Here is a 23,502-nt window from a genome sequence, read left to right as displayed (position 1 = left end):
TTGTCCATTTTTCAGCGGAGTGATAAGATAAAGTTCAGAAAACGCAAGCAGTACGGTCAGAGGAGGAGTTTATTATGAGTACAATTACTGTCAGAGATGCAAAAATAGAGGATGCTGCACGGATTCTGGAGATTTATGCGTATTACGTAGAGCACACCGTGATTTCTTTCGAGTGGGATGTGCCGTCGCTGGAAGAATTCGAAAACCGTATGCGGGATATCATGAAGAAATACCCGTATCTCGTGATCGAAAGAGATGGAAAAATCGAGGGTTACGCATATGCCCATCCGTTCGTTGGCCGCGCCGCATACGATTGGTCGAGCGAGCTGACGATTTATCTCGACCACGATGCGCGGAAAGGCGGACTGGGACGGAGATTGTATGAAGAACTGGCCGATCGTCTGAAAAAAATGGGCATTCTGAACCTCTACGCCTGCATCGGCTATCCGCAGGTCGAGGATGAATATCTGACGAAAAACAGCGCCGAGTTCCATGCGCATCTCGGATTCGAACTCGTGGGAACCTTCCACAACTGCGGCTACAAATTCGACCGCTGGTACGATATGGTCTGGATGGAAAAAATCATCGGCGAGCCGCACGCGGGACAGCCGGCAGTAAAGCCGTACAGCGAGGTTAAAGAATGAGTACGATAACGACGTATACAAGAAAACATTTCGATCCCGTACATCCTGATCCGGGGCTGCTCTGTGTGGAGGATTTTGCGCATGCGCTGCCGATGATCTGCCGCGGAAACGGTCATGTGACGACGTTCTGGTCAGTGGGAGAGCACTGCATCTGCTGTGCGAAAGAGGCTGCCGCGCGCGGCTATTCCCGGCGGCTGGTGCTGGCGTGCCTTCTGCATGACGCGAGCGAGTGTTACATGTCGGACGTGCCGCGGCCATTAAAGCAGGAGATGCCGCGGTACCGCGAGATCGAGGACCATCTGCTTTCGGTGATTTATGAGAAATATCTTGGCAGTGATCTGACGGCGGAGGAGCAGCGGATGATGAAACAGATCGACAATGATCTGCTGTGGTACGATCTGACAAATCTGCTGGAGGAACCGCAGGCGGGGGATGCGCCGAAACTTCACATCACGCTGGACTACACGGTGCGGCCGTTTGCTGCGGTGGAACAGGAGTATCTGGAATTATTCGAACAGTATCGGGAGACGGGCGATGAGAGAGGATAAAAACGAAAACCGCTGGGACAAGCTGCTGCAGATCCACACAATGGGGCGGGATGACAGCCGGTCGGATCTGTACCGGTATCCGTATGAGCCGACCCCGTACTGCGTGCTGGAGCGGATGGCAAACACAGGGATGATCCGAAAGGGAAATACGCTGCTCGATTACGGATGCGGAAAGGGCCGCGTAGATTTCTTCTTATCGGCGCAGACCCGGTGCCAGTCCATCGGTGTGGAGTATGATGACCGGATTTATGCGAAGGCAATGGAAAACAAAAAGGCGGCGGCCTCTGGTGCGCGGACGGAGTTTGTGCTGGAGAGCGCCGAAAATTTTCCCGTTCCTGTGGAAGTGGACCGGGTGTATTTTTTTAACCCGTTTTCGCTTGAAATCTTAAGAAAAGCGATGGCAAGACTGCTGGAATCGTACTACGAAAATCCGCGGGAGATCCAGCTGTTTTTCTATTACCCGTCGGATGCTTATATCTCGTATCTGATGACCGTGCCGGAACTGGAATTTCTCGATGAGATCGACTGTATGGATCTGTTTCCGGGCGGGGACAGCCGGGAGCGGGTTGTGATTTTTACGATTCAGGAATAAAAAGTTTTGTAACAGCAAAAACCGTGTGGAATACAAAAAAGCATGAATTATATTTGAAGAAAGGGCGTTTTTATGAAATATCAGGTAATGCGAATTGAGGAAGACCTTGATTTCGGTTGTGAGGAGCGCGGTGCCGACGAGCCTGTCATGGCAGTTGTTGTTTTGAAAGATGAAAACGGAACAGAATCGCGCATCCGCCAGGAGGATCAGATGCTGTATGACTGGAACATCGAGGAGGGCGACACCGTTATTCTGAATGAAAACGGCGAATTGCGAAAAGTACTCTCCGGTGATTGGACGCAGAATTGCAATTCGAAAAATGTAGATACGACAAAATTCGTCAACATGATGCAGGCCGTCAAAGCCGGAAAACAGATTGACTGGATCTGTCCGTTCTGCAGCGGAACAGTAGAACGATTGGAACAGAAAGGCGGAAAAACCGTAATCGGATGCACATCGTGCGATATGCGGATTCAAATAGAAAATTAAACGATTTCGGCCTTTAAGGCCGAAAGAGAAAGGAAACACAAATGGTAAAACCAATTATGAGAGACGTTCTCTTCCTCGGACAGAAATCCATCCCGGCGACAGAGGAAGATCTGCAGGTGGGAAGAGATCTGCAGGACACACTGGCAGCAAACCGCGAGGCATGCGTCGGCATGGCGGCAAATATGATCGGCGTGAAAAAACGCATCATCATCGTAAACGCCGGATTCCGCGACATCATCATGTTCAACCCGGTGATCGTCCGCAAAAGCGGCCCCTACGAAACAGAAGAAGGTTGCCTCTCCCTGCCAGGCGTGCGGAAAACAAAGCGGTACCAGAACATCGAAATCGAATACTACGACTGGGACTGGAAAAAACAACGCCAAAAATTCATCGGCTGGCCAGCCCAGATCTGCCAGCATGAGATGGATCATCTGGAAGGGATACTTATTTAGATCCTACAGCAGACAGGAGGACGGTATGACAGACAGAGAATGAATGGTAAAAGGAATCATTTACAACCCGAATGTGGAAGATCTGGCCAAAGAGCCAGAAGTCACCATCGTTCCAGGCGTCACAATCGGCGAACACGACCGCGAGTATTTTTACCGGGACGAAAAAATCGACTGGGAGAATCTCAAATAAATCGGGACAAATTTCGAAAATATAAAATTTTTGTAAAATAATGTCGAAAAAACGATTGACAAGTGGCGAAAAGAAACATATGATAATACCTGTCAATATACATATTCGGCAATAGAGGCGCGAAGGCTAAGAGTACCTGTCCTGAGACAACGGGGTCTGGGACGGGCAGGGAAAGGAGCATTCGCCGAAACGGGGCAGTTCCCGAAAAACTGTTTGCGTTGGGGTACAGTCGAACAGGCTGTGCACTCTCACCGTACTGGTGGAGGAGCTATTGCTTCATGAACGTAGATTTAATGGAGCAGTGGTGAAGACCGCTGTTCTTTTTATTGTACTGCAGTTGGAACCGTGACAAAAGGTTCCGGGGGTGGAAATCTGTTTGGTTGGAGAACGAAAGACGAAACGGGTGTTACAGGATACGTCTGAAGAAAACTGTTGCCGGAAAAGAAAAAAGGGAGGATTTTGACATGATAGCATTTCTTAACTGGCTGGACGGTGTCCTTTGGGGCGTGCCGCTGATCGCGCTGATGATTCTGACCGGTCTGTACTTTACCGTTCGTTCTGGATTTTTCCAGTTCCGTCACTTTGGCTGGATTATGAAGAGAACCGGCGGAAAACTGTTCCAGAAAGAAGACAAAGCAAGTGAAGGAAAGGGTATGCTTTCCTCGTTTGAGGCGATTTCGACCGCTATCGGCGGTACCGTAGGATTCGGTAATATCGCCGGTGTTGCAACTGCAGTTGCAGCAGGTGGCCCGGGAGCCATTATGTGGATGTGGCTTTCGTCTCTGCTTGGTATGATATTAAAACAGGTTGAGGTTACCCTCGGCTGCTACTACCGTCACACCAACGAAAAAGGTGAGTACTACGGCGGTCCGACTTACTACATGGAGTGTGGACTTGGCGAGGAGCGCCACTGGGGCAAGCTGTGGCTGATCCCAGCGCTCATCTTCGGCATCGGTATTTTCTCCACCTTCTTCGTAACCTCTTCCAACCTGACCGCATCTCAGGTCGTAGCCGGTGCGTTCGGTATTGAGAATATCAATCTTGGAAGCTTCAAAGTAGAAGGCGTTATCGTGATGGGCGTTCTGCTCTGCATTCTGACCTATGTCGTTACAAGCGGCGGTACGAAGAAAATCGCAAGTCTGTTCAGCAAGCTCGTTCCATTTATGAGCGTTCTTTATATCTTGATGGGAATTGGCATGATCATCATCAACATCAACCGCGTTCCTGGCGTATTTGCAGCCATCGTAACAAACGCATTTACCGGAACAGCAGCGATCGGCGGTTTTGCCGGCTGCGCAGTCAGCGAGATTATCCGTGTGGGTATGGCGCGTTCCGTATACTCCAATGAGGCTGGATGGGGTACTTCTCCAATGATCCATGCTTCCGCAAAAACACCGCATCCGGTAGAGCAGGGTCTGTGGGGATCTTTCGAGGTATTCTTTGATACCATGGTTATCTGTACGATCACCGCACTTTCCGTTATCTTAAGCGGAAACTGGACCGACGGAACGAACGGCGGAACACTTGCTTTAAGTGCATTTGCAAGCGGATTCGGCAAATTTGGAAGCATCCTTCTGGCAGTCATCATGGTCATTTTCACTGTAACGACTTCCGGCGGATGGTTCACCTACTATCTGGCAATTCTGGAGCATCTGTATAAAAAAGAAGGCAAGATGAAAGATATCGTCATGAAAATCTTCTACGCAGTCCGCGCTCTGCCGGGCGTACTGTGGACGATCTATCTGGTAAAGACCAACAACCAGGGCTTTATCTGGACTGTCGTTGATATCACATCTGCGATCCCGACCTTCGTCAACGTAGCAGTGATCCTGATTCTCTCGAACCAGTATTTCAAACTGCTGAAAGACTACAAAGCAAGAAACTTCGGCCAGGGCACGGTAGACAAGAACGCCTGCCTGTTCTACGAAGAGAAAACGAAATAAAAAATATTCAAAAGCGAATCCAGACACGCAAGAGAATAGCGTGTCTGAATTTGTATATTGCGCAAATGGGCAGAAAAGAATAGAATCAAATTTAGATGACAGTAGGAGGATAATGATATGAAAACAATTTACAAAAACGGAGCTGTCTACACCGGAAAACTGCCGCTTGTCGAAGCGTTTGCAGTAGAAGACGGCAAATTTGTTTTCGCCGGAAGCAGCGCAGAGGCAGATGCCCTTGCAGCAGCCGGCGACAAAGTTGTAGACCTCGGCGGAAAATTCGTCTGCAGCGGTTTTAACGACAGCCATATGCACCTTTTAAATTACGGAAGCTCCCTGCTGAAAGCGCAGCTTGCCGCACATACCGAAAGCCTGGAAGATATGCTCGCCTGCCTCGACACCTTCCAGAAAGAGCATCCGCGAAAAGACGGCGCATGGCTGATGGGCCGCGGCTGGAATCAGGATTACTTCACGGACGTGGACCGCATGCCGAACCGCTACGATCTTGACCGCGTATCAACTGAAGTTCCGATCTGCGCGACGAGAGCGTGCGGCCACTGCCTCGTAGTCAACAGCAAAGCACTGGAACTCCTCGGCGTCACCGCAGATACCCCGCAGCCGGAGGGCGGAGAGATCGGTATGGAAAACGGTGAGCCGGACGGAAGATTCTTCGACAATGCAATGGAACCGGTTTACGACAGCATTCCGGTGCCGAGCAAAGAGGAAATCAAAGATATGATCCGCAGCGCCTGCAAAGCCCTGAACAGCTACGGCGTCACCAGCAGCCAGAGTGATGATTACTGCGTTTACCGCGCCGTTCCGTGGCAGACCGTCAACGAAGCATACAAAGAACTCGAGGATTCCGGCGAGCTGACCGTCCGCGTTTACGAGCAGAGCAACTTTACCGATCTGGAATCCTTAAAAGGTTTCGTTGAGGCTGGAAATGTGACCGGCATCGGCACAGACCGCTTTAAAATCGGACCGCTGAAAATGCTCGGCGACGGCGCACTCGGTGCGAGAACAGCATTCCTCAGTCGCCCATACGCAGACGACCCGTCCACCTGCGGAATCCCGGTATTCACCCAGGAAACCATGGATGAGATGATCGGCTACGCCAATGCACACGGCATGCAGGCTGCAGTTCACACGATCGGTGATGCGTGCCTCGACCGCGTGTTAAGTGCCTATGAAAAAGCCCTTGCTGAAAACCCGAGAGAAGATCACCGCCACGGCATCGTGCACTGCCAGATCACAAGAGCCGATCAGCTTGAAAAAATCGCGAAAATGCATCTTCACGTTTACACACAGAGCATCTTCCTCGATTACGATAACCATATCGTAGAGGAGCGCGTCGGCAAAGAGCTTGCGAGCACAAGCTACAGCTGGAAGACGCTGATGAATAACGGCGTCTCCGTCAGCAACGGAACTGACTGCCCGGTAGAGCTGCCGGATGCCCTCGCCTGCATGCAGTGCGCTGTCACAAGAACAACGCTGCGCGACCATGTCGGCCCGTACCTGCCGGATCAGAAATTCACCGTACAGGAAGCACTCGACAGTTACACGATCCGCAGTGCCGAGGCAAGTTTCGAGGAGAACGTGAAAGGCCAGATCGCAGAAGGCATGATGGCAGACTTCGTCGTACTGGGTCAGAATCCGTTTGAGGTGGATGAGAGCACGATCAAAGACATTCCGGTGTGCCGGACGTATCTTGCTGGTGAACTGGTATATGAAGCATAAAGATATAACTCAAATGAGCGATAAATGTCAAATGAAAATTCATACAATGAAGGGAAAAACGTGAAATAAGATAACCTGGAAATAGTATGGAATAAAGGCAGAAACAGAGGAGAACCTCCTGCGGCGATAAACGGTCGCAGGAGGTTCTTTTTTGATCCTGATAGGACCATACGGTCGTAAAAGAATCGAACAAATGGTTGCATAAAAGGGCGGGAATGTGCTATGATAAAGGAAATTTTACGAAAGGAAAAAACAGACAAATGCTTGGAAGAACACATTTTTTTATTGGAACAGCAGCGGCACTTGCTGTTTTACAGCCGCAGACGGTTCCCGCGCTTGTGGCCGGTGCCGGGGCTGCCGCGATCGGCGGTTTGATCAGTGACATTGATGTCGGCACTTCACAGGCGCACCGCGATGCCGATAAGATTATTACGGCAACAGTTGCAGTTGCGGTGCTCACAATTCTTGCGGAGTATAAACTGAATCTTGGAATTTACCGCCGCCTCACAAGCGACAGCAGCGTGCTGCGTCTCCTCACCGGAACGGCAGCATTTTTGCTGATCTGCGCCTATGGGAAACAGCAGCCGCACCGCTCCTTCATGCATTCATTTGCGGCGCTGGCATTGCTGACGGCGTGCGTGGACATCATCTACCCGGATGCGTCCGCTTATTTTGCCGTGGGCTTTCTGTCCCATCTGGTGCTCGATTTTTTCAACCGGAAACCGGAAAAGCTGTTCTGGCCCTGGAAGAAGGGATTCTGCCTCGGATTCTGCTCAGCACGGGGACTTGTGAACCGCGCACTGCTCGGGTGCGGCATGGTATCTCTTGCTGTAGTACTGGTGCTCTCGGCGCCTGCAGGGCGGCTGATGGCTAAAATCATGCGGGCAATTTACGGATGAGATGGGATTGACAAAAAGATAACAAGACAAAAGAAGAAAAAGCAGGAATTTTTCGGTGTTAAAGTTAATATTTTATACATTTTATAGTAGGATTTTTGATTAAAATGATGTAAAATAGAAAACAGAAATCCGGCGTCCGTAATTGTTTTTGAAATGAACGAACAGGGAACCGCCGGCCCGTTACCGCAGCCGATTGCGGAGCGCAGCGCAACCGACCACAGAGATTAGAGCACAACAGGCAATACAGGAGTTAGTATGAACGAAGAAATGAAAAACCAAACAGAACAGTTACCGCTTTTAAAAGTACACATGATGGGAAGTTTTTTCCTGGAGTACGGCGACCAGCCGATTTCCTTCCGGAAAACAATGGCAACAAAATCGATGAGACTTCTGCAGATTTTCCTCTATAACAAGGACAATGGAATTTCCAGAGGAAGACTGTTGGAGAGCACATACGGAAGAGAAGATGTGGCGGACGCGGCAAACAGCCTGCGTGTCGGCGTACATCGCCTGAAAAGAAGCCTTGTCGAGGCAGGACTTCCGCAGTTTGAGTACATTTATACACAGAAAGGCGTTTACCACTGGACCAGCCCGATGCCGGTCGAGGTAGATGCGATTGATATCAAAAATAAGATCCTGGAAGCAGGAAAAGAGACGGACGAGAAAGCGCGCATGGATCAGATGATCGAAGCACTGGAGCTGTACACCGGAGAGTTCCTTGCAGATTTCGGCGAGGAAGAGTGGGTACAGGCGGAGCGCGCGCAGCTGAAAAAAGTATATTCCGATGCACTGAAAGAAGTAAGTGAGTATCTTCTGAAAAACGAGGAGTTCGATGAGCTGCAGAAACTGACTTCTGTTGCTTCCGAACTGTATCCGTTCGACGAGTGGCAGGCAGTCCAGATGCAGGCGCTGATCGGCCTGGAGAGATACAAAGAGGCCATGAAACTGTACGAGCAGACCTCGAAACATTACTTTGAAGAGCTTGGCGTTACACCGAGCGAGAAACTGGTGGAGCAGTACCGCTATCTGGGAAGCCGCATGGGCAGCAGACACCGCGTGATCGAAGAGGTACAGGCAGATCTTCAGGAGAGCCCGGGAGAAAAGGGCGGAGCATTCTTCTGTTCCCTCGCCGGATTCCGTGACTGCTACCGACTTGTTTACCGTATGTCCGAGCTGAACGGACAGATGCCGTGGCTGATGCTGTGCACCATTACAGACGGAAAAGGTTACCCGGCAAAAGGCGGTCCGCGCCTTGACCGTATGTCCGAAAAGCTGCTTGAGGTAATGAAACGCAGCCTGCGTCATTCCGATTTCTTTGCAAAATACAGCCCGTCCCAGTATGTGATTCTGCTGCAGGGCGGCAGCCAGAGAGGATGCGAACTCGTCTACAAGAGAATCAGCGAGCGCTTCTCCGAGGAGAAAAAAGGCTGGGCAAAGAATCTGAAATACAGTGCACTGCCGGCAATTCAGACCGAAAAAGAGCTTGAGTTCTTAGAAGGAGACGATGTTTTATGATTCGCGTACAGCTGCCTGGAAGATTCCGCATGTACGATGAAACACGCTGCCTCAACGAGGAAGCGATTCATTCCCCGATGATCACAAAGCTGCTGGTTTATATGATCTGCAACAAAAACCATATCGTAACACTGGAACAGTTAACCGAAGCACTCTGGACGGATGAGAAGAGTGAAAATCCGTACGGAGCACTGAAAAATATGATGTACCGTCTGCGCGGAACGCTGCGGAAGGTATGGCCGGTTAAGAGAGGATCATGCCTGCTATATGAAGGCTGTCATGGAACTGACGAAAAGCCTGGAGCACCGCAGACCGCAAAGGAAAAGTACAGGTTCTCAGTGATCTAAAAGAGCTTTATCAGGAACCAAGAGAATTAGAAAAAATAAATTAATTTTTAAGTTGACAGCAGACTAAACAAATAGTAACTTTAAGCTGTGATGAAACGAGCTTAAATCCAGAAAAAGTCTGCTGTCTTAAGTTAAATAAAGTACAACAGACAGGGAGGATAACAAACATGAGTTACAGAGAAGTATATGAAAAATGGTGCAATGATCCATATTTTGATGAGGCATCCAGAGAAGAGCTGAAAGCACTCGAAGGAAATGAGGCAGAAATCGAAGACCGTTTCTACCGTCAGCTTGAGTTCGGTACCGGCGGACTCCGCGGTGTCATCGGAGCGGGTACCAACCGCATGAACATCTACACCGTACGCCAGGCAACCCAGGGCCTTGCCAACTACATTATTTCCCAGAACGGACAGGAAAAAGGCGTAGCCATCGCACACGATTCCAGAAGAATGTCTCCGGAATTCGCACGCGAAGCAGCACTCTGCCTGAATGCAAACGGAATCAAAACGTATCTGTTCGAGTCCCTGCGTCCGACACCGGAGCTTTCTTTTGCTGTCCGTGAATTCGGCTGTATTTCCGGTATCGTCATTACCGCAAGCCACAACCCGAGAGAGTACAACGGATACAAAGTATACTGGGAGGACGGCGCACAGATTACACCGCCGCACGACAAAAACATTCTCGCAGAGGTAGCAAAAGTAACCGAGTTTTCTGCCGTTAAAACGATGGAAGAAGATGATGCAAGAGCAGAAGGCCTGTTCCAGGTCATCGGAACCGATTTTGATGACCGTTACGTTGCAAAATTAAAAGAGCAGAGCATTCATCCGGAAATCATCAAAGATGCGGCAAAAGATATGAAGATCGTCTACACACCGCTTCACGGAACCGGAAATGTGCCGGTACGCCGCGTTCTGCGCGAGCTTGGCTTTAATCAGGTTTACGTTGTAAAAGAGCAGAAAGTGCCGGACGGAAACTTCCCGACGGTGGCTTACCCGAACCCGGAAGACGAGAAAGCATGGACACTGGCGCTGAAACTGGCAAAAGAAGTAGACGCTGACATCATCCTTGCAACCGACCCTGATGCAGATCGTCTCGGCGTTTATGCAAAAGACAGCAAGACCGGCGAGTACGTAAGCTTCACCGGAAACATGTCCGGTATGCTGATCGCAGAGTATATTCTGCGTGAGCGCACCAAGAACGGAACCATGCCGGAGAACCCGGCACTCGTTGAGACGATTGTTACGACCGATATGGCAAAAGCAATCGCAAAAGCTTATAACGTGGCACTGATCGAGGTTCTGACCGGATTCAAATACATCGGCGAGCAGATCAAATTTTTTGAGCAGAGCGGTGCACACAATTATGTATTTGGTCTGGAAGAGAGCTATGGCTGCCTGGCCGGAACATATGCAAGAGATAAAGATGCCTGCGTGGCAGTTATGATGCTCTGCGAGGTTGCTGCATACTACAAACAGCAGGGCAAAACACTGTGGGATGCCATGGTGGATATGTACGAGGAGTACGGCTACTACAAAGAGGGTCTTGCAACGATGACCTTAAAAGGTATCGACGGTGCAAAAGAGATCCAGACCATGATGACCAACTTCCGTGAGAACCCGCCAAAAGAGCTGGGCGGTTTCCAGGTTCTTGCCGTACGCGATTACAAAGCAGATGTACGCCAGGATCTCGTAAGCGGAGAGAAGAGCGCGACCGGACTTCCGTCCTCCAACGTTCTTTACTATGAGCTGGAAAACAACGCATGGTGCTGTGTGCGCCCATCCGGTACTGAGCCGAAGATCAAATTCTATTTCGGCGTAAAAGGCACATCCCTTGAAGATGCAGCCGAGAAACTGGAAAAATTAAAAAATGCAATGGTAACTGCTTAAACGCTGTGTGATATAGAAACAAAAAAAGGCCTCAGCCCGGCGGGTGAGGTCTTTTTGTACAAAAATCGGCCCGGCGGATCAAGCTTACCTGAAATAAGGAGAAGAAAATGGCGATTTTATATTATGATGAGAAAAAGCTTTTTCAGTTAAATACAGAGAATACGACGTATGTGATCGGCCTGAGCCCGGAAGGCTACGTCGGACATGTTTACTATGGACCCCTTCTGCACGGAGAGCCGGATCTGTATCCGCTCCGCATGGATGAGCCGCCGTTCACCCCGTCCGTCAATAAGAGAGAGAAATCTTCGTTCCTCGACCGTTTTCCAATGGAATACCCGACCGGAGGAGTCGGCGATTACCGTGAGAGCTGTCTGAATATAAGAAATGCACAGGGCCGTATGGGATGTGAGATTTTCTTTGATTCCTATGAAATTTTCAAAGGAAAACGCCCGCTGACCGGTCTTCCAGCTTCTTTTGGAACCGAGGACGAAGTAGAAACTCTGGAAATCACCTGCAAAGATCCTGTTCTTGATCTTGTTGTTGTCCTTTCCTACTCTGTTTTTACAAAAGAAAACGTTATCACCCGAAGTGTCCGCGTGAAAAATGAAGGCAGTGAAGCGCTGAAGGTAGAGAAAATCTACAGTGCCTGCCTCGATATGGACAACGAAGACTTTGAGATGCTTTCTCTTCATGGATCCTGGGGAAGAGAACGCCACATCCAGCAGGGTGCGCTCCGTTACGGAAAACAGCTCGTTTCCTCCGGAAAAGGAGAGTCCAGCCATCAGGAGCACCCGTTTGTGGCCCTGGTGACACCGGGAACGGATCAGGAGCGCGGCGAGGTTTACGCAATGCACTTCGTATATTCCGGCAACTTTATCGGACAGGTGGAAAGATGCCAGTTTGATACCGTTCGTATGGTCATGGGTATCAACCAGGAGGAGTTCTGCTGGAATTTAAAAGCCGGCGATGAATTCCAGGCGCCGGAGGTTGTTATGGTCTACTCTGCCGAGGGACTTGGCAAAATGACGCGTTCCTACCATGCATTTTATCGCAGACATATGATCCGCAGCCCGTACAACCACAAAAAACGCCCGATTCTGATTAACAACTGGGAAGCAACTTACTTTGATTTTGATACCGATAAACTCCTCGATATCGCAAGAGAGGCAAAAAAAGACGGCATCGAGATGCTTGTTATGGATGACGGCTGGTTCGGAAAACGAAATAAAGACGATTCTTCCCTCGGTGACTGGGTTGTCAACGAAGAGAAGATCAAAGGCGGCCTGAAAAATCTGGTTGACAAAGTGAATGAAATCGGTCTTGAATTCGGTATCTGGTTCGAGCCGGAGATGATCTCCCCGGACTCTGATCTCTACAGAGAGCACCCGGAATGGGCGATTCAGATTCCGGGAAGAGAAGCGACTGAGATCCGCTGCCAGTACGTGCTGGATCTCTCCCGCCCGGAAGTGCAGGATTATGCGTATGAATGTGTGGCAAAAATCCTGCGCAGTGCAAACATCAAATACGTGAAATGGGATATGAACCGTCAGTTAAGCGACCTGGGAAGCACCTACCTGGACAAAGATTCCCAGCAGGAGCTGTTCCACCGCTACGTGCTCGGTATGTATGCGATGCAGGAGCGTCTGATACAGGAGTTCCCGGATCTGCTTCTGGAGAACTGCTCCGGCGGCGGTGCACGTTTCGATCCTGGAATGCTTTACTACAGTCCGCAGATCTGGTGCTCCGACGACACCGATGCGATTGAGCGTCTGGAAATCCAGGAGGGAACAGCCCTCATTTACCCGCTCTGCTCAATGGGTGCACACGTCAGCGTATGCCCGAACCACACGGTTGGCCGTGTAACTCCGTTTACAACGAGAGGCCATGTGGCACTGGCCGGAACGTTCGGCTATGAGCTTGATATCACAAAACTGCCGGAAGAAGAGAGAAAGCTGATTCCGGAGCAGACCGCAATGTATCACAAATATCATGAACTGATCCGCGAGGGAGAGTATTACCGTATTCTTTCCAGCCGTGAAAACCACAGATCCGACTGCTGGGCAGTAGCATCGGAGGATAAAAGCGAAGTGCTTGTGACCTACGTACAGGTGCTGGCACAGGCAAATATGCCGTCCCGCAAGGTTCGCCTGCGCGGCTTTGATCCGGCGAAAAAATATCGTCTGGAGGGAACCGATGAGGTTTACAGCGGCGAGATGCTGATGAATGCCGGTTTCCGGATGAAAGATTTCTGGGGTGATTTCGTCAGCAGACTGTATCACTTTGTTGCAGTAGACTAAGGAGCAACGGATATGGCAAAAGTAAGATTGGCAGATATTGCAAAGGTGGCGGGCGTCAGCGCCGTCACCGTGCATAACGCGATTACAGGACAGAAAGGGGTCAGCGATGAGATGCGCGCCCGGATTCTGGAAATTGCAAAGGAAATGGGGTACCGCCAGCCGGGAAGCGGAGCGAGAAATACACAGGGAAAAAGCCTGCGCTGCATCGGAGTGGTGATTCCGGAACGGTATCTGGCAGAGTATACGACATTTTACTGGAAAATGTATCAGGAGATGGCACTGGCGGCGACGGAAAAGAGCTGTATGGTGACCGTGGAGATCCTGAAACAGGAGATGGAAGATGAGATGATCGTGCCGTGCATCGCCAAGGAGCAGACCGTCGATGCACTGATCCTTATGGGAGACACGAGCCGCGATTACATCCACTATCTGAAGAAAAACGTGGATCTTCCGATCGTATTTCTGGATTTCTACGACAATGAGCTGGCAAAAGATGCCGTGATCGCAGATAACTTTCACGGAATGTATCTGATGACGGAATACCTGTATGAGCATGGCCTTACCAAGCTGGCTTTTGTCGGTTCGATTCATTTTTCCAGCAGTATCATGGATCGGTACTGCGGTTTTTCTAAGGCTGTTCTGGAACACCGCGATGTGACACCGGCGGAATGGATTCTGGAGGACCGTGATGAGCGGGGCCAGATCGAAATTCATCTCCCGGAACAGATGCCGGAAGCGTTCGTCTGCAACTGCGACCTGACCGCCGGCCTTCTGATGCTCGAGCTGGAAAAACGCGGCATCTCCGTGCCGGAGGACGTTTCCGTTGTCGGCTTCGATAATTACCTGTATCCGGGTTTCCCGGATCTCAAGATCACTTCGTATGAGATCAATACGAAGGCGATGGTAAAAGTAGCGCTCGAAAAAGCGCTGAAGCAGATCCGCGGCGCGGCATCCGGCAAAAATATGGAAATTGTCTCCGGACAGCTGGTGCCGAAAGAGAGCGTAAAGCTTTGATTTTTATAACTGAATTATAAATTAAGAAACGGGGCATTTTGAAATGCCCCGTTTTTGTACATATTACACAACAAAGTCACTTAAAAATTGACAGTATCTAACGGAACTTATTTTTTAAGTAATTTCCAGTTGAAAAATTAATCATCTATGTTAAAATTAAGCTAAAGGACTGGGCGTGAGGGTGATAAAACACGGCGGTTCGGAGAAAAAAGAATGAAAAAACAAGATTCTGTCCACTAACAGAAACTTAAAAAAACAAAGTACAACTCATAAACAAACAATATTTTTCATGGAGGTTTCAAAAAATGAGCGAAGTTAAAATTATTGGAGATGCTGTCAAAAATATGCCATGGCAGGAAGGCCCGGCTGAGTTTTCCGGTGCACCGGTATGGAGATACAGCGAGAATCCGATCATCGGAAGAAATCCGGTGAAGGAAGTAGCAAGAATCTTCAACAGCGCCGTTATGCCGTACGGCGACGAGTTCATCGGAGTATTCCGTGGTGAGCAGACAAACGGAATCCCGTACATCTACCTTGGAAGAAGCAAAGATGCGATCCACTGGAATTTCGATGAGAACAAAATCCAGTTCGTTGACGAAGAAGGCAAACCGTTCATGCCGGTTTACGCATATGACCCGCGTCTTGTAAAAGTAGAAGATACCTACTACATCATCTGGTGCCAGGACTTCTACGGTGCAGCCATCGGAATGGCAAAAACAAAAGATTTTGAAACCTTCGTACGTGTGGAGAATCCATTCCTTCCATTCAACAGAAATGCCGTTCTCTTCCCGAGAAAAATCAACGGCAACTTCGTGATGCTGTCCCGTCCAAGCGACAGCGGCCACACACCGTTCGGTGACATCTTCCTGTCCGAGAGCCCGGATATGCTGTACTGGGGCAAACACCGCCACGTCATGAGCAAGAGCCCGGAGTGGTGGGAGTCCTTAAAGATCGGCGGCGGCGCAGCTCCGATTGAGACCAACGAAGGATGGCTGCTGTTCTACCACGGTGTAAGCGGCACCTGCAATGGCTATGTATACAGCATCGGCGGCGCAATCCTCGACAAAGAGAATCCGTCCATCGTAAAATACCGCTGCCAGAACTTCCTTCTGACACCGGAAGAGTGGTATGAGGAGAGAGGCTTCGTTCCGAACGTAACCTTCCCGTGCGCAACCATTCACGATGCAGAGACCGGAAAGATCGCGATCTACTACGGCGCAGCCGATACGTATGTAGGACTGGCATTCACAACCGTAGATCTGATTGTAGATTATATCAAGAAAAACAGTGTCGTACGCGAGTCTGACACCGAAATTGGAAGAAGATAAGAAAGAAGGAAAGAAAAGATGCAGTCTTTGGCAAAGGAAGTAAAGCAGGAGCTTACTGGACGGATCGTTCCGTTCTGGGAGGGCTTAAGAGATGAGGAATACGGCGGATTTTACGGCTATCAGGACTTTGATCTGAACGTGCAGAAAACGTATGAGAAGGGCTGCATCTTAAACAGCAGAATTCTCTGGTTTTTCTCGAATGCGTACCTGACCTTAAAGGACGAGAAGCTGCGCGCCGATGCGGAGCATGCGTACCGCTTTATGAAACAGGCGTGTGTGGACCGCGAGTACGGTGGCGTGTTCTGGTCTGTCACCTACGACGGAAAACCGCTCGATACGACAAAGCATACGTACAATCAGGCATTTGCAATTTATGCGCTGTCTACGTATTTTGATGCGACGGGCGACACCGAGGCGCTGGAGCTGGCAAAATCGCTGCAGCAGATCATCGAGACACACTGCACCGACGAGTACGGTTATCTCGAGGCATTTACCCGCGATTTCAAGCCGGAGAGCAATGAAAAGCTCTCGGAGAACGGCGTCATGGCAGAGAAGACCATGAATACGCTGCTGCATGTTTTCGAAGCATATACCGAGCTGTACCGCGTGACAAAGGATCCGTTTACCGGTGACCGTCTCCGCTTTATGATGGATCTCTTCGCGGATAAAGTATATAACAAAGAAAAAGGCCGTCAGGAAGTATTCTTCGACCGGACATGGAATACGCTGATTGATCTGTATTCTTATGGCCATGATATCGAGACTTCCTGGCTGATCGACCGGGGTACAGAAGTGCTCGGCGATCCGGCTTACCGGGAAAAACTGCTGCCGATCACCGGAGAGATTGCGGAAAATATCTACAACACGGCATACAAAAATCATTCGCTGATGAATGAGTGCGAGCGCGGTGTGGATGATACCACAAGAGTCTGGTGGGTACAGGCAGAAGCAGTCGTTGGATTTTTAAATGCATGGCAGAAAAAACCGGAGGAAACAAAGTATCTCGATGCGGCAAAAGACATCTGGGGCTACATCAAGGAATATGTGATCGACAAACGAGAGGGGTCTGAGTGGTTCTGGTGCGTGAATGCAGACGGAAGCCCGATTCATGAGCCGATTGTAGAACCGTGGAAATGCCCGTATCACAATGGACGTATGTGTATGGAAGTAATTGGGAGGTTAAAAGATGCTGAATAAACAGTATTATGTGGAAAAAGCCAAGGTAGACCGCCTTGTGGCAAGAAAGAACACAAAAGCAGATTTTTACAACGGTATTTATGACCGCTATGAGTATCCGGTGCTGACAAGAGAGTTCGCTCCGGTTCACTGGAGATATGATCTGGATGAGGAGACGAATCCGTACTTTATGGAGCGTCTCGGCATCAACGCTGTGATGAACTCCGGCGCGATTTATCTGAATGGAAAGTATTATCTCGTTGTCCGCGTGGAGGGCAATGACAGAAAATCTTTCTTTGCTGTTGCAGAGAGTGATACTGGTATCGACGGATTCCATTTCTGGGATTACCCGGTTGTGCTGCCGGATACCTGCGCAGAGGAAACCAACGTTTATGACATGCGTCTGACCCAGCACGAGGACGGCTGGATTTACGGAGTGTTCTGCTCTGAGAGCAAGGACAAAAACGATCCGGATCTGTCCGCGGCTGTTGCTGAGGCTGGTATCGTAAGAACGAAAGACCTGAAGACCTGGGAGCGTCTGGACAACCTGAAAACCTTACGTTCTCCGCAGCAGAGAAACGTTGTTCTGCATCCGGAGTTCGTAGACGGAAAATATGCCTTCTACACCCGTCCGATGGATGGTTTCATTGAGACCGGAAGCGGCGGAGGAATCGGCTTCGGACTCTGCGATGATATCACACACGCTGTCATCGACGAGGAGAAGATCATCAGCAAACGTATTTATCATACCCTGACCGAGTCCAAAAACGGTGCTGGAGCAGTGCCGATCCGAGGTAAGAAATGCTGGATCAACATTGCACACGGTGTAAGAAATACAGCAGCAGGCCTTCGCTACGTTCTGTATGTCTTCGGTACCGATCTGAACGATCCGTCCAAAGTCATTGCAGAGCCGTCCGGTGTATTCCTGGTTCCGCTTGGAAAAGAGAGAGTCGGAGACGTTTCCAACGTTGTATTTACAAACGGCGCGATTGCGCGTGAGAACGGAGAGGTTTACATCTACTATGCATCCTGCGATACAAGAATGCATGTAGCAACTACCACAATCGACAAACTCGAGGACTATCTGTTCAACACACCGCAGGATCCGCACAGATCCCCGGACTGCGTAAAACAGAGATGCGAGCTGATCTCCAAAAACCTGGAGCTGCTGAAAAACGAGAAATAAAAGCGTCCGCTGCGGCGCATGAAAAAAGGAGCTGTTCTCTTTACGGAAACGCTCCTTTTTTCATGCATATTATTTGTTTTTGGGTTTCTGATCGTCGATGGAAGTTAAAATTCCATAGAAGAAGCGCGGTGCATCGGGATCTGTAAAGGTCATGAAAACCTGGAAAGTGTTTCGAGAAGAACCGAAACGTCAACGGGTTTCGCGATATGGGCGTTCATGCCGGATTCCAGTGCTTTTCGGCGGTCCTCTTCAAACGCGTTTGCCGTCATGGCGACAATCGGGATTTCCCCGCGTTTTCCCGGGAGTGCACGGATCGCTTCTGCGGCCTGATAGCCGTTCATGTTCGGCATCTGAATATCCATCAGAATAACATTGTAATAATCTTCTGGTGCGTTCTGGACTGCTTTTAAGCAGAGGGCGCCGTCTTTTACGTGCTCGGCGTGAATGCCGTTTTCTTCCAGAACGGTGAGTACAATTTCTGCATTCAGGTCATTATCCTCGGCAAGCAGCACGCGTTTTTCGGAAAGCGTCTGCAGGGACTGCTCGAGAATCTCGTCTTTATGCTGGTGAGCCGCAAGCTGTTCTTCGGTCGGAAGTCCAAACGTGAGGCAGACCGTAGTTATTGTTCCGGCACCGAGTTCGCTTTCCACATCGATCGTTCCGCCCATCAGATTCACGAGGGATTTGACGATCGGAAGGCCGAGGCCGGTTCCGGTGATGTGGCTTTCGGTGGAGGAATGTTCTCTTGTAAATTCTTCAAAAATATGCGGCAGATACTCTTTGCTCATGCCGATGCCGTTGTCCTTCACGGTGATGCGGTAGGAGGCAAAGCCCTTCCTTGGTGCCGGTGTCTCTTCGATTTTTACGGAAATTTTTCCGCCCTCCGGCGTATACTTGATGGAGTTGCTGATGATATTCAGCAGAATCTCCCGTATTTTTGTCCGGTCGCAGAGGATGGCATCGTGTTCCACCGTGTTGTAACAGAGATAGGAAAGATTTTTGCTTTTTAACGAAGGCTCAAACACTGCATTCAGGGAATTGATCAGCTCGCTGTAGCTGCCGAGCTCGATTTTCAGCGAGGCCTTACCGCTCTCAATGCGCGCCATCTCAAGCACGTAGTTGATCAGGGAGAGCAGAAAACTGCTGGAGGACTTGATTTTTGCAATGTAGTCGACCGCGCGGTCCTTCTCGTCGATGTGCTTTTCCAGCAGATCCGAGAAACCGATGATGGCATTCATCGGGGTTCGGATGTCGTGGCTCATGTTGAACAGAAAACGTGTTTTTGCTTCGTTGGCAGACTGTGCTTCCTGTACGGCTTTTTCCAGTTCTGCTGCGTGAATCTCGTCTTTATAGCGGCGCATCTGGAACTGCAGAAAACCAATAGAGGCAAGCAGGGAAAGGATGAGTCCGAGTGCAAAGGAAACAAAAACCTGCAGCGGACTGAGCCAGCCGTTTTTCGGTACAATTTCAAAATGCCAGGTGTCGTTCGGCACGGTGCAGAGAACTTCGATGGCATCGGAACGCCGGGAATTGCCGGAGTGTGCGATGGAAACGTGTTCGCCGGTGGCCGGAGAAATTTTCCAGAGTTCGTAGGTGTAGCCGGCTTCTTCCAGTGTATCCAGTTCAATTTCGTTCAGAAACGATTCCCAGTCGAGAACGAGAATCGAAAAGCCCCAGAAGGTCTGGTCACCGTTGGCATCGGTGGTATAAATCGGGTCAAAGAGCAGTGCTCCGATGTCGCCCTGCTGCAGCTCAAACGGTCCTGCAATCGTGTATTCGCCGCTCTCTTTGGCAAGGCGTGCCTCCTGTTTCCGGGCAGGATGCTCGAGCATGTTAAGTCCGAGTGCGGCTTCGTTTCCGCTCATCGGATAAATCAGTGTGACAATGCCGTCCTTTGCAAGCTCATGTGCTTTGATGACATTCTGGTCGTCCTGCATCAGCGAGGAGAGGACGGAAAACTCTTCGTCATTGACGGTATAACCGGCTTCAATCATGTGTTTCATCAGATTGGATTCGGCAAGATAATGGTTTAACTGCGATTTCACGCGGCCGATGGTCGTCTGTGCGGTATAGTCAGCTTTCAGCTTTGCTTCCTTTAACTGATTCTGATACAGAAAAACGGCGCAGAGCTCGACAAGAAAAAATGTAATAAAAAACAGCAGAAGCGCCTGAAATCGAATCTGTTTTTGCGTTAATTTTGTTTTCATATCGGATGCTCATCTAAATTCGTAATATTTCCGGCTTTTTCAGGTGATTTTTTTGAGTAAAAACGAAGGCCGGAGTTAAAAATATTATATCGGATTTACCCTGGGATTTCAATAAAAGAAGCGTTAAGTTTGAAAGAGAACGGGATGAAATGAATGGGAAATGTAATGCATAAGAAGAAAATTGCCAGAATGGGCGGAGAATGGAATTGCCAGATAGTTGCTCATTATATCAAAATCATTTATAATAGGGACAGACGACACAGAATGAAGGATTGACAATACAATGGACTATGTGATTTTTGACCTGGAATGGAACCAGTGTCCCTATGGAAAAGGAAAAGAGAACCCGAAGCTGCCATTTGAGATTATTGAGATCGGCGCGGTGAAGATGGATGGTGAGCGGAATGTGCTGGGAACGTTTCACCGGATTGTAAAACCGGTGGTCTACCAGCATCTCCATCACCGGACGCGCGAGGTCGTCGGACTGACAGAAGAGGATCTGCAGAACGGAATCCCATTTGCGCAGGCCGTGCAGGAATTTTTTGCATTCTCCGGCGGTGCGTGCATGTTCGGCACCTGGGGACCGGGAGACCTGACGGAGCTCCAGCGGAACATGAAATTTTATAACCTCCTGTCGCTGATCCGCGGGCCGATTCATTTTTACGATGTACAGAAACTGTTCGCGATCCAGTACGAAACGATGAAGAGCCGCCGGGCGCTCGAGTACGCCGCCGACTTCCTCCATCTCCCGAAGGACGAGCATTTTCATCAGGCGCTTTCGGATGCAAAATATACGGCCGACATTTTTGCGCGCATCGATATGGATGTTGTGCTGGCGTACGACTCGATCGACGTATATCAGAACCCGAAATCGAAAAAAGAGGAGATCCACGCCGTCTATAATGGCTACACGAAATTCATCTCCCGCGAATTCGACACAAAAGAAGAAGCCATGCACGACCGCGAGGTCTGCAGCACGCACTGCTGCATCTGCGGGAAAACGGCAAGAAAACGCTTACGCTGGTTTTCGGCCGGCGGGAAAAACTACTACTGCGTAGCCTGGTGCCCGGAGCACGGATATTTGAAAGGCAAAGCCCGCATGAAACATTCGGATGAAGGAAAACTCTTCGTCGTGAAAACCATCCGCATCAGCAGCGAACAGGAGGCGGGGGAAATCCGGCAGAAGAAAGAGAACCTGCGGAAGAAGAGGAATCAGAAGAGGAAAGAAATGTAAGAAAGGCAGAGGAAATGGAAACGGGATAAAAGGTTTCATTTCTTCTGCCTTTTTAATTGGAAAACAGAGCGGGATCGGTTATAATAAAAAATAATGGAACGTATGAAAAGAGGAGGCGCAGAATGGGAGCTTATTTAAACAGTCAGACACCGTATACCCTGTATCAGAGTGAGAGCCGCAGCCCGTATTTTGTGGATAAAACAATGCTGCTGCAGGAACTGTTTCCCTATGTGGCTGCAGGGAATCGCCATCTTTGCGTCACAAGGCCGCGCAGATTTGGAAAAACAATTGCGGCCAATATGATCAGCTCGTTTTTTCAGAAGGGTATTGATTCAGGTGAACTTTTTGACCGGCTTAAAATTTCAGAAGCGGATGACTGCCAGAAATACAAAAACAAGTATAACGTCATTCGGATTGATTTCAGTAAAATGCCGAGAAACTGTGAATCTTACCGACAGTATATCGAGCGTGTGGAAGAACTTCTGATCAGTGATCTGCGGGAAGCGTATCCGGATGCAAAAACCAGTGAAACAGATGCGATTGGAGATATTCTGGAAGAGATCTTTCAACAGTATCATGGCGAAAAATTTATTTTTGTTCTGGACGAATGGGATTTTATTTTTCACAGGGGATTTATAACAGAAGCGGATAAAGCAAAGTATGTGGCATTTTTAAGTAATCTGCTGAAGGACCGTCCCTATGTGATTTTATCGTATATGACGGGAATTTTGCCGATTGCGAAATATTCCAGCGGATCGGAACTGAATATGTTTGCGGAGTTCACGATGGTAAATTCACCAATGTTCGGAACATACTTTGGATTTACAGATGACGAAGTGGATGATTTGTATGAAAGGTACTGTAGAGAATGCGAAAAACAGAGAAAAATAAAAAATGTGACGCGAAAAGGTCTGCGAGACTGGTATAACGGTTATTATACAAAATCGGGAGAGCGGGTATACAATCCACGCTCCGTTGTTTTTGCACTACAGTTTAACAATCTGGCAAATTACTGGACCAGCTCAGGTCCATATGATGAAATTTATTATTACATTCGAAATAATGTATCCGACGTCAGGGATGACCTTGCACTGATGGCAGCAGGAGAGTCAGTTTCGGCAAAAATACAGGAATATGCGGCCACTTCCATGAACCTGTCTACGAGAGATGAAATTTACTCTGCGATGGTGGTGTATGGATTTTTAAGCTATTTGAATGGAAAAGTGTCTATTCCGAACAGGGAATTGATGGAGAAGTTTGATGAGCTGCTGATGAAGAATGAATCTCTGGGATATGTATATCGTCTGGCGAAAGAGTCCGAGAAAATGCTGAAAGCGACTCTGGCGGGAGATACGCATACGATGGAAAAAATTCTGGAACTGGTGCACGATACGGAAGTTCCGCTGCTGTCGTACAACCATGAGACAGAATTGTCAGCCATTGTCAATCTGGTATACCTGGCTGCGCGTGACAGTTACCGGGTAGAGCGTGAGGATAAGGCGGGAGTTGGGTATGTGGATTTTATTTTCTATCCATATGATCTGACCGCAGATGGAATTATTCTTGAACTAAAAGTAGACCACACTCCGGAAGAAGCAATTCAGCAGATCAAAGACAGGAAGTATGCATTAAAATTTGTGCCGCGGCTTGCAGAACAGAAAAAGTATACAGGAAAAATACTGGCTGTGGGAATTGGGTATGAAAAGACGGAGAAAAAGCACAGGTGTAGAGTGGAAAGCTTAAATTGAGTGCTTGAGAGGTAAGAGAACTATCGATAAAAGCAGGTTTGTCGGTAGTTTTCTGTTATAGAGAAGAAATGGG

Annotated in this window: 20 protein-coding genes and 1 riboswitch; of the genes, 19 read left to right on the top strand and 1 reads right to left on the bottom strand. The window is 49.1% G+C overall.

Annotated elements, in window-relative coordinates; genetic code table 11:
- The first annotated feature begins 74 nt into the window (after positions 1-74).
- The 17 genes from DW743_RS08820 to DW743_RS08745 all read left to right on the top strand — a co-directional run bounded on the left by DW743_RS08820 (position 75) and on the right by DW743_RS08745 (position 18,240).
- Entirely contained in the window at positions 75-644 is a 570-nt protein-coding gene (locus tag DW743_RS08820; protein ID WP_055225861.1) for a GNAT family N-acetyltransferase, read from the top strand.
- Complete coding sequence (locus DW743_RS08815; RefSeq protein ID WP_022461824.1) at positions 641-1,192, top strand: hypothetical protein; 552 nt, start codon at positions 641-643, stop codon at positions 1,190-1,192. Before DW743_RS08820 ends, DW743_RS08815 begins: the two co-directional genes overlap by 4 nt.
- Positions 1,179-1,784 (top strand): class I SAM-dependent methyltransferase, encoded by a 606-nt coding sequence (locus DW743_RS08810; RefSeq protein ID WP_022461823.1) that lies wholly within the window; start codon positions 1,179-1,181, stop codon positions 1,782-1,784. The genes DW743_RS08815 and DW743_RS08810 overlap by 14 nt, the downstream gene beginning before the upstream one ends.
- Before the next feature lie 72 nt (positions 1,785-1,856).
- Positions 1,857-2,273, top strand: coding sequence for a hypothetical protein (locus DW743_RS18115; protein WP_070100856.1), 417 nt, complete (start codon positions 1,857-1,859; stop codon positions 2,271-2,273).
- Positions 2,274-2,314: 41 nt separating this feature from the next.
- On the top strand, positions 2,315-2,725 hold the full coding sequence (locus DW743_RS08800; protein ID WP_117761371.1) for a peptide deformylase: 411 nt from the start codon (positions 2,315-2,317) through the stop codon (positions 2,723-2,725).
- Between the two features lie 43 nt (positions 2,726-2,768).
- Entirely contained in the window at positions 2,769-2,915 is a 147-nt protein-coding gene (locus DW743_RS17945; protein ID WP_156327518.1) for a hypothetical protein, read from the top strand.
- 104 nt (positions 2,916-3,019) lie between these two features.
- Positions 3,020-3,194, top strand: a riboswitch (Lysine riboswitch).
- 185 nt (positions 3,195-3,379) lie between these two features.
- Complete coding sequence (locus tag DW743_RS08795) at positions 3,380-4,858, top strand: alanine/glycine:cation symporter family protein (RefSeq protein ID WP_117510525.1); 1,479 nt, start codon at positions 3,380-3,382, stop codon at positions 4,856-4,858.
- A gap of 117 nt (positions 4,859-4,975) precedes the next feature.
- Positions 4,976-6,592 (top strand): amidohydrolase, encoded by a 1,617-nt coding sequence (locus DW743_RS08790; RefSeq protein ID WP_117761370.1) that lies wholly within the window; start codon positions 4,976-4,978, stop codon positions 6,590-6,592.
- Positions 6,593-6,852: 260 nt separating this feature from the next.
- On the top strand, positions 6,853-7,491 hold the full coding sequence (locus tag DW743_RS08785) for a metal-dependent hydrolase (RefSeq protein WP_070103710.1): 639 nt from the start codon (positions 6,853-6,855) through the stop codon (positions 7,489-7,491).
- A 255-nt stretch (positions 7,492-7,746) separates the two neighbouring features.
- A complete protein-coding gene (locus DW743_RS08780; protein ID WP_055266837.1) occupies positions 7,747-9,006 on the top strand; it encodes an AfsR/SARP family transcriptional regulator in 1,260 nt (419 codons plus the stop codon).
- Entirely contained in the window at positions 9,003-9,353 is a 351-nt protein-coding gene (locus DW743_RS08775; RefSeq protein ID WP_055266839.1) for a helix-turn-helix domain-containing protein, read from the top strand. The genes DW743_RS08780 and DW743_RS08775 overlap by 4 nt, the downstream gene beginning before the upstream one ends.
- 167 nt (positions 9,354-9,520) lie before the next feature.
- Positions 9,521-11,239, top strand: coding sequence for a phospho-sugar mutase (locus DW743_RS08770; protein WP_055225852.1), 1,719 nt, complete (start codon positions 9,521-9,523; stop codon positions 11,237-11,239).
- A 107-nt stretch (positions 11,240-11,346) separates the two neighbouring features.
- Positions 11,347-13,536, top strand: coding sequence for an alpha-galactosidase (locus DW743_RS08765; protein WP_117761369.1), 2,190 nt, complete (start codon positions 11,347-11,349; stop codon positions 13,534-13,536).
- Positions 13,537-13,548: 12 nt separating this feature from the next.
- Positions 13,549-14,550: a substrate-binding domain-containing protein gene (locus tag DW743_RS08760; protein WP_055266843.1), complete on the top strand. Its 1,002-nt coding sequence runs from the start codon at positions 13,549-13,551 to the stop codon at positions 14,548-14,550.
- 305 nt (positions 14,551-14,855) lie between these two features.
- Positions 14,856-15,878 carry a glycoside hydrolase family 130 protein gene (locus tag DW743_RS08755; RefSeq protein WP_117510535.1) on the top strand — a complete coding sequence of 341 codons (1,023 nt, stop codon included), beginning with the start codon at positions 14,856-14,858 and terminating at the stop codon, positions 15,876-15,878.
- An 18-nt stretch (positions 15,879-15,896) separates the two neighbouring features.
- A complete protein-coding gene (locus DW743_RS08750; protein ID WP_055221154.1) occupies positions 15,897-17,075 on the top strand; it encodes an AGE family epimerase/isomerase in 1,179 nt (392 codons plus the stop codon).
- Entirely contained in the window at positions 17,065-18,240 is a 1,176-nt protein-coding gene (locus tag DW743_RS08745) for a glycoside hydrolase family 130 protein (RefSeq protein ID WP_022461807.1), read from the top strand. Before DW743_RS08750 ends, DW743_RS08745 begins: the two co-directional genes overlap by 11 nt.
- Before the next feature lie 149 nt (positions 18,241-18,389).
- Here DW743_RS08745 and DW743_RS08740 read toward each other — a convergent pair whose 3' ends face one another.
- Positions 18,390-20,447 (bottom strand): ATP-binding protein, encoded by a 2,058-nt coding sequence (locus DW743_RS08740; RefSeq protein WP_117761368.1) that lies wholly within the window; start codon positions 20,445-20,447, stop codon positions 18,390-18,392.
- Positions 20,448-20,730: 283 nt separating this feature from the next.
- Between DW743_RS08740 and DW743_RS08735 the strand changes: the two genes are divergently transcribed.
- Both DW743_RS08735 and DW743_RS08730 read left to right on the top strand, forming a co-directional pair.
- Positions 20,731-21,681: a 3'-5' exonuclease gene (locus DW743_RS08735; protein ID WP_117761367.1), complete on the top strand. Its 951-nt coding sequence runs from the start codon at positions 20,731-20,733 to the stop codon at positions 21,679-21,681.
- A gap of 122 nt (positions 21,682-21,803) precedes the next feature.
- On the top strand, positions 21,804-23,429 hold the full coding sequence (locus DW743_RS08730) for an AAA family ATPase (protein WP_117761366.1): 1,626 nt from the start codon (positions 21,804-21,806) through the stop codon (positions 23,427-23,429).
- Positions 23,430-23,502: the final 73 nt, after the last annotated feature.

Source organism: Blautia sp. AM28-27, from assembly GCF_003480905.1.
GTDB classification, from domain to species: Bacteria; Bacillota; Clostridia; order Lachnospirales; family Lachnospiraceae; genus Fusicatenibacter; species Fusicatenibacter saccharivorans.
This window is presented reverse-complemented; position numbering and strand designations above follow the sequence as displayed.

Excerpts from the sequence above, each read along its gene's own strand:
- DW743_RS08740 (WP_117761368.1), bottom strand. The coding sequence starts at position 20,447 with ATGAAAACAAAATTAACGCAAAAACAGATTCGATTTCAGGCGCTTCTG.
- DW743_RS08820 (WP_055225861.1), top strand. The coding sequence starts at position 75 with ATGAGTACAATTACTGTCAGAGATGCAAAAATAGAGGATGCTGCACGG.
- DW743_RS17945 (WP_156327518.1), top strand. The coding sequence starts at position 2,769 with ATGGTAAAAGGAATCATTTACAACCCGAATGTGGAAGATCTGGCCAAA.
- DW743_RS08790 (WP_117761370.1), top strand. The coding sequence starts at position 4,976 with ATGAAAACAATTTACAAAAACGGAGCTGTCTACACCGGAAAACTGCCG.
- DW743_RS08780 (WP_055266837.1), top strand. The coding sequence starts at position 7,747 with ATGAACGAAGAAATGAAAAACCAAACAGAACAGTTACCGCTTTTAAAA.
- DW743_RS08800 (WP_117761371.1), top strand. The coding sequence starts at position 2,315 with ATGGTAAAACCAATTATGAGAGACGTTCTCTTCCTCGGACAGAAATCC.
- DW743_RS08785 (WP_070103710.1), top strand. The coding sequence starts at position 6,853 with ATGCTTGGAAGAACACATTTTTTTATTGGAACAGCAGCGGCACTTGCT.
- DW743_RS08745 (WP_022461807.1), top strand. The coding sequence starts at position 17,065 with ATGCTGAATAAACAGTATTATGTGGAAAAAGCCAAGGTAGACCGCCTT.
- DW743_RS18115 (WP_070100856.1), top strand. The coding sequence starts at position 1,857 with ATGAAATATCAGGTAATGCGAATTGAGGAAGACCTTGATTTCGGTTGT.
- DW743_RS08735 (WP_117761367.1), top strand. The coding sequence starts at position 20,731 with ATGGACTATGTGATTTTTGACCTGGAATGGAACCAGTGTCCCTATGGA.
- DW743_RS08730 (WP_117761366.1), top strand. The coding sequence starts at position 21,804 with ATGGGAGCTTATTTAAACAGTCAGACACCGTATACCCTGTATCAGAGT.
- DW743_RS08810 (WP_022461823.1), top strand. The coding sequence starts at position 1,179 with ATGAGAGAGGATAAAAACGAAAACCGCTGGGACAAGCTGCTGCAGATC.
- DW743_RS08750 (WP_055221154.1), top strand. The coding sequence starts at position 15,897 with ATGCAGTCTTTGGCAAAGGAAGTAAAGCAGGAGCTTACTGGACGGATC.
- DW743_RS08770 (WP_055225852.1), top strand. The coding sequence starts at position 9,521 with ATGAGTTACAGAGAAGTATATGAAAAATGGTGCAATGATCCATATTTT.
- DW743_RS08755 (WP_117510535.1), top strand. The coding sequence starts at position 14,856 with ATGAGCGAAGTTAAAATTATTGGAGATGCTGTCAAAAATATGCCATGG.
- DW743_RS08815 (WP_022461824.1), top strand. The coding sequence starts at position 641 with ATGAGTACGATAACGACGTATACAAGAAAACATTTCGATCCCGTACAT.
- DW743_RS08795 (WP_117510525.1), top strand. The coding sequence starts at position 3,380 with ATGATAGCATTTCTTAACTGGCTGGACGGTGTCCTTTGGGGCGTGCCG.
- DW743_RS08760 (WP_055266843.1), top strand. The coding sequence starts at position 13,549 with ATGGCAAAAGTAAGATTGGCAGATATTGCAAAGGTGGCGGGCGTCAGC.
- DW743_RS08775 (WP_055266839.1), top strand. The coding sequence starts at position 9,003 with ATGATTCGCGTACAGCTGCCTGGAAGATTCCGCATGTACGATGAAACA.
- DW743_RS08765 (WP_117761369.1), top strand. The coding sequence starts at position 11,347 with ATGGCGATTTTATATTATGATGAGAAAAAGCTTTTTCAGTTAAATACA.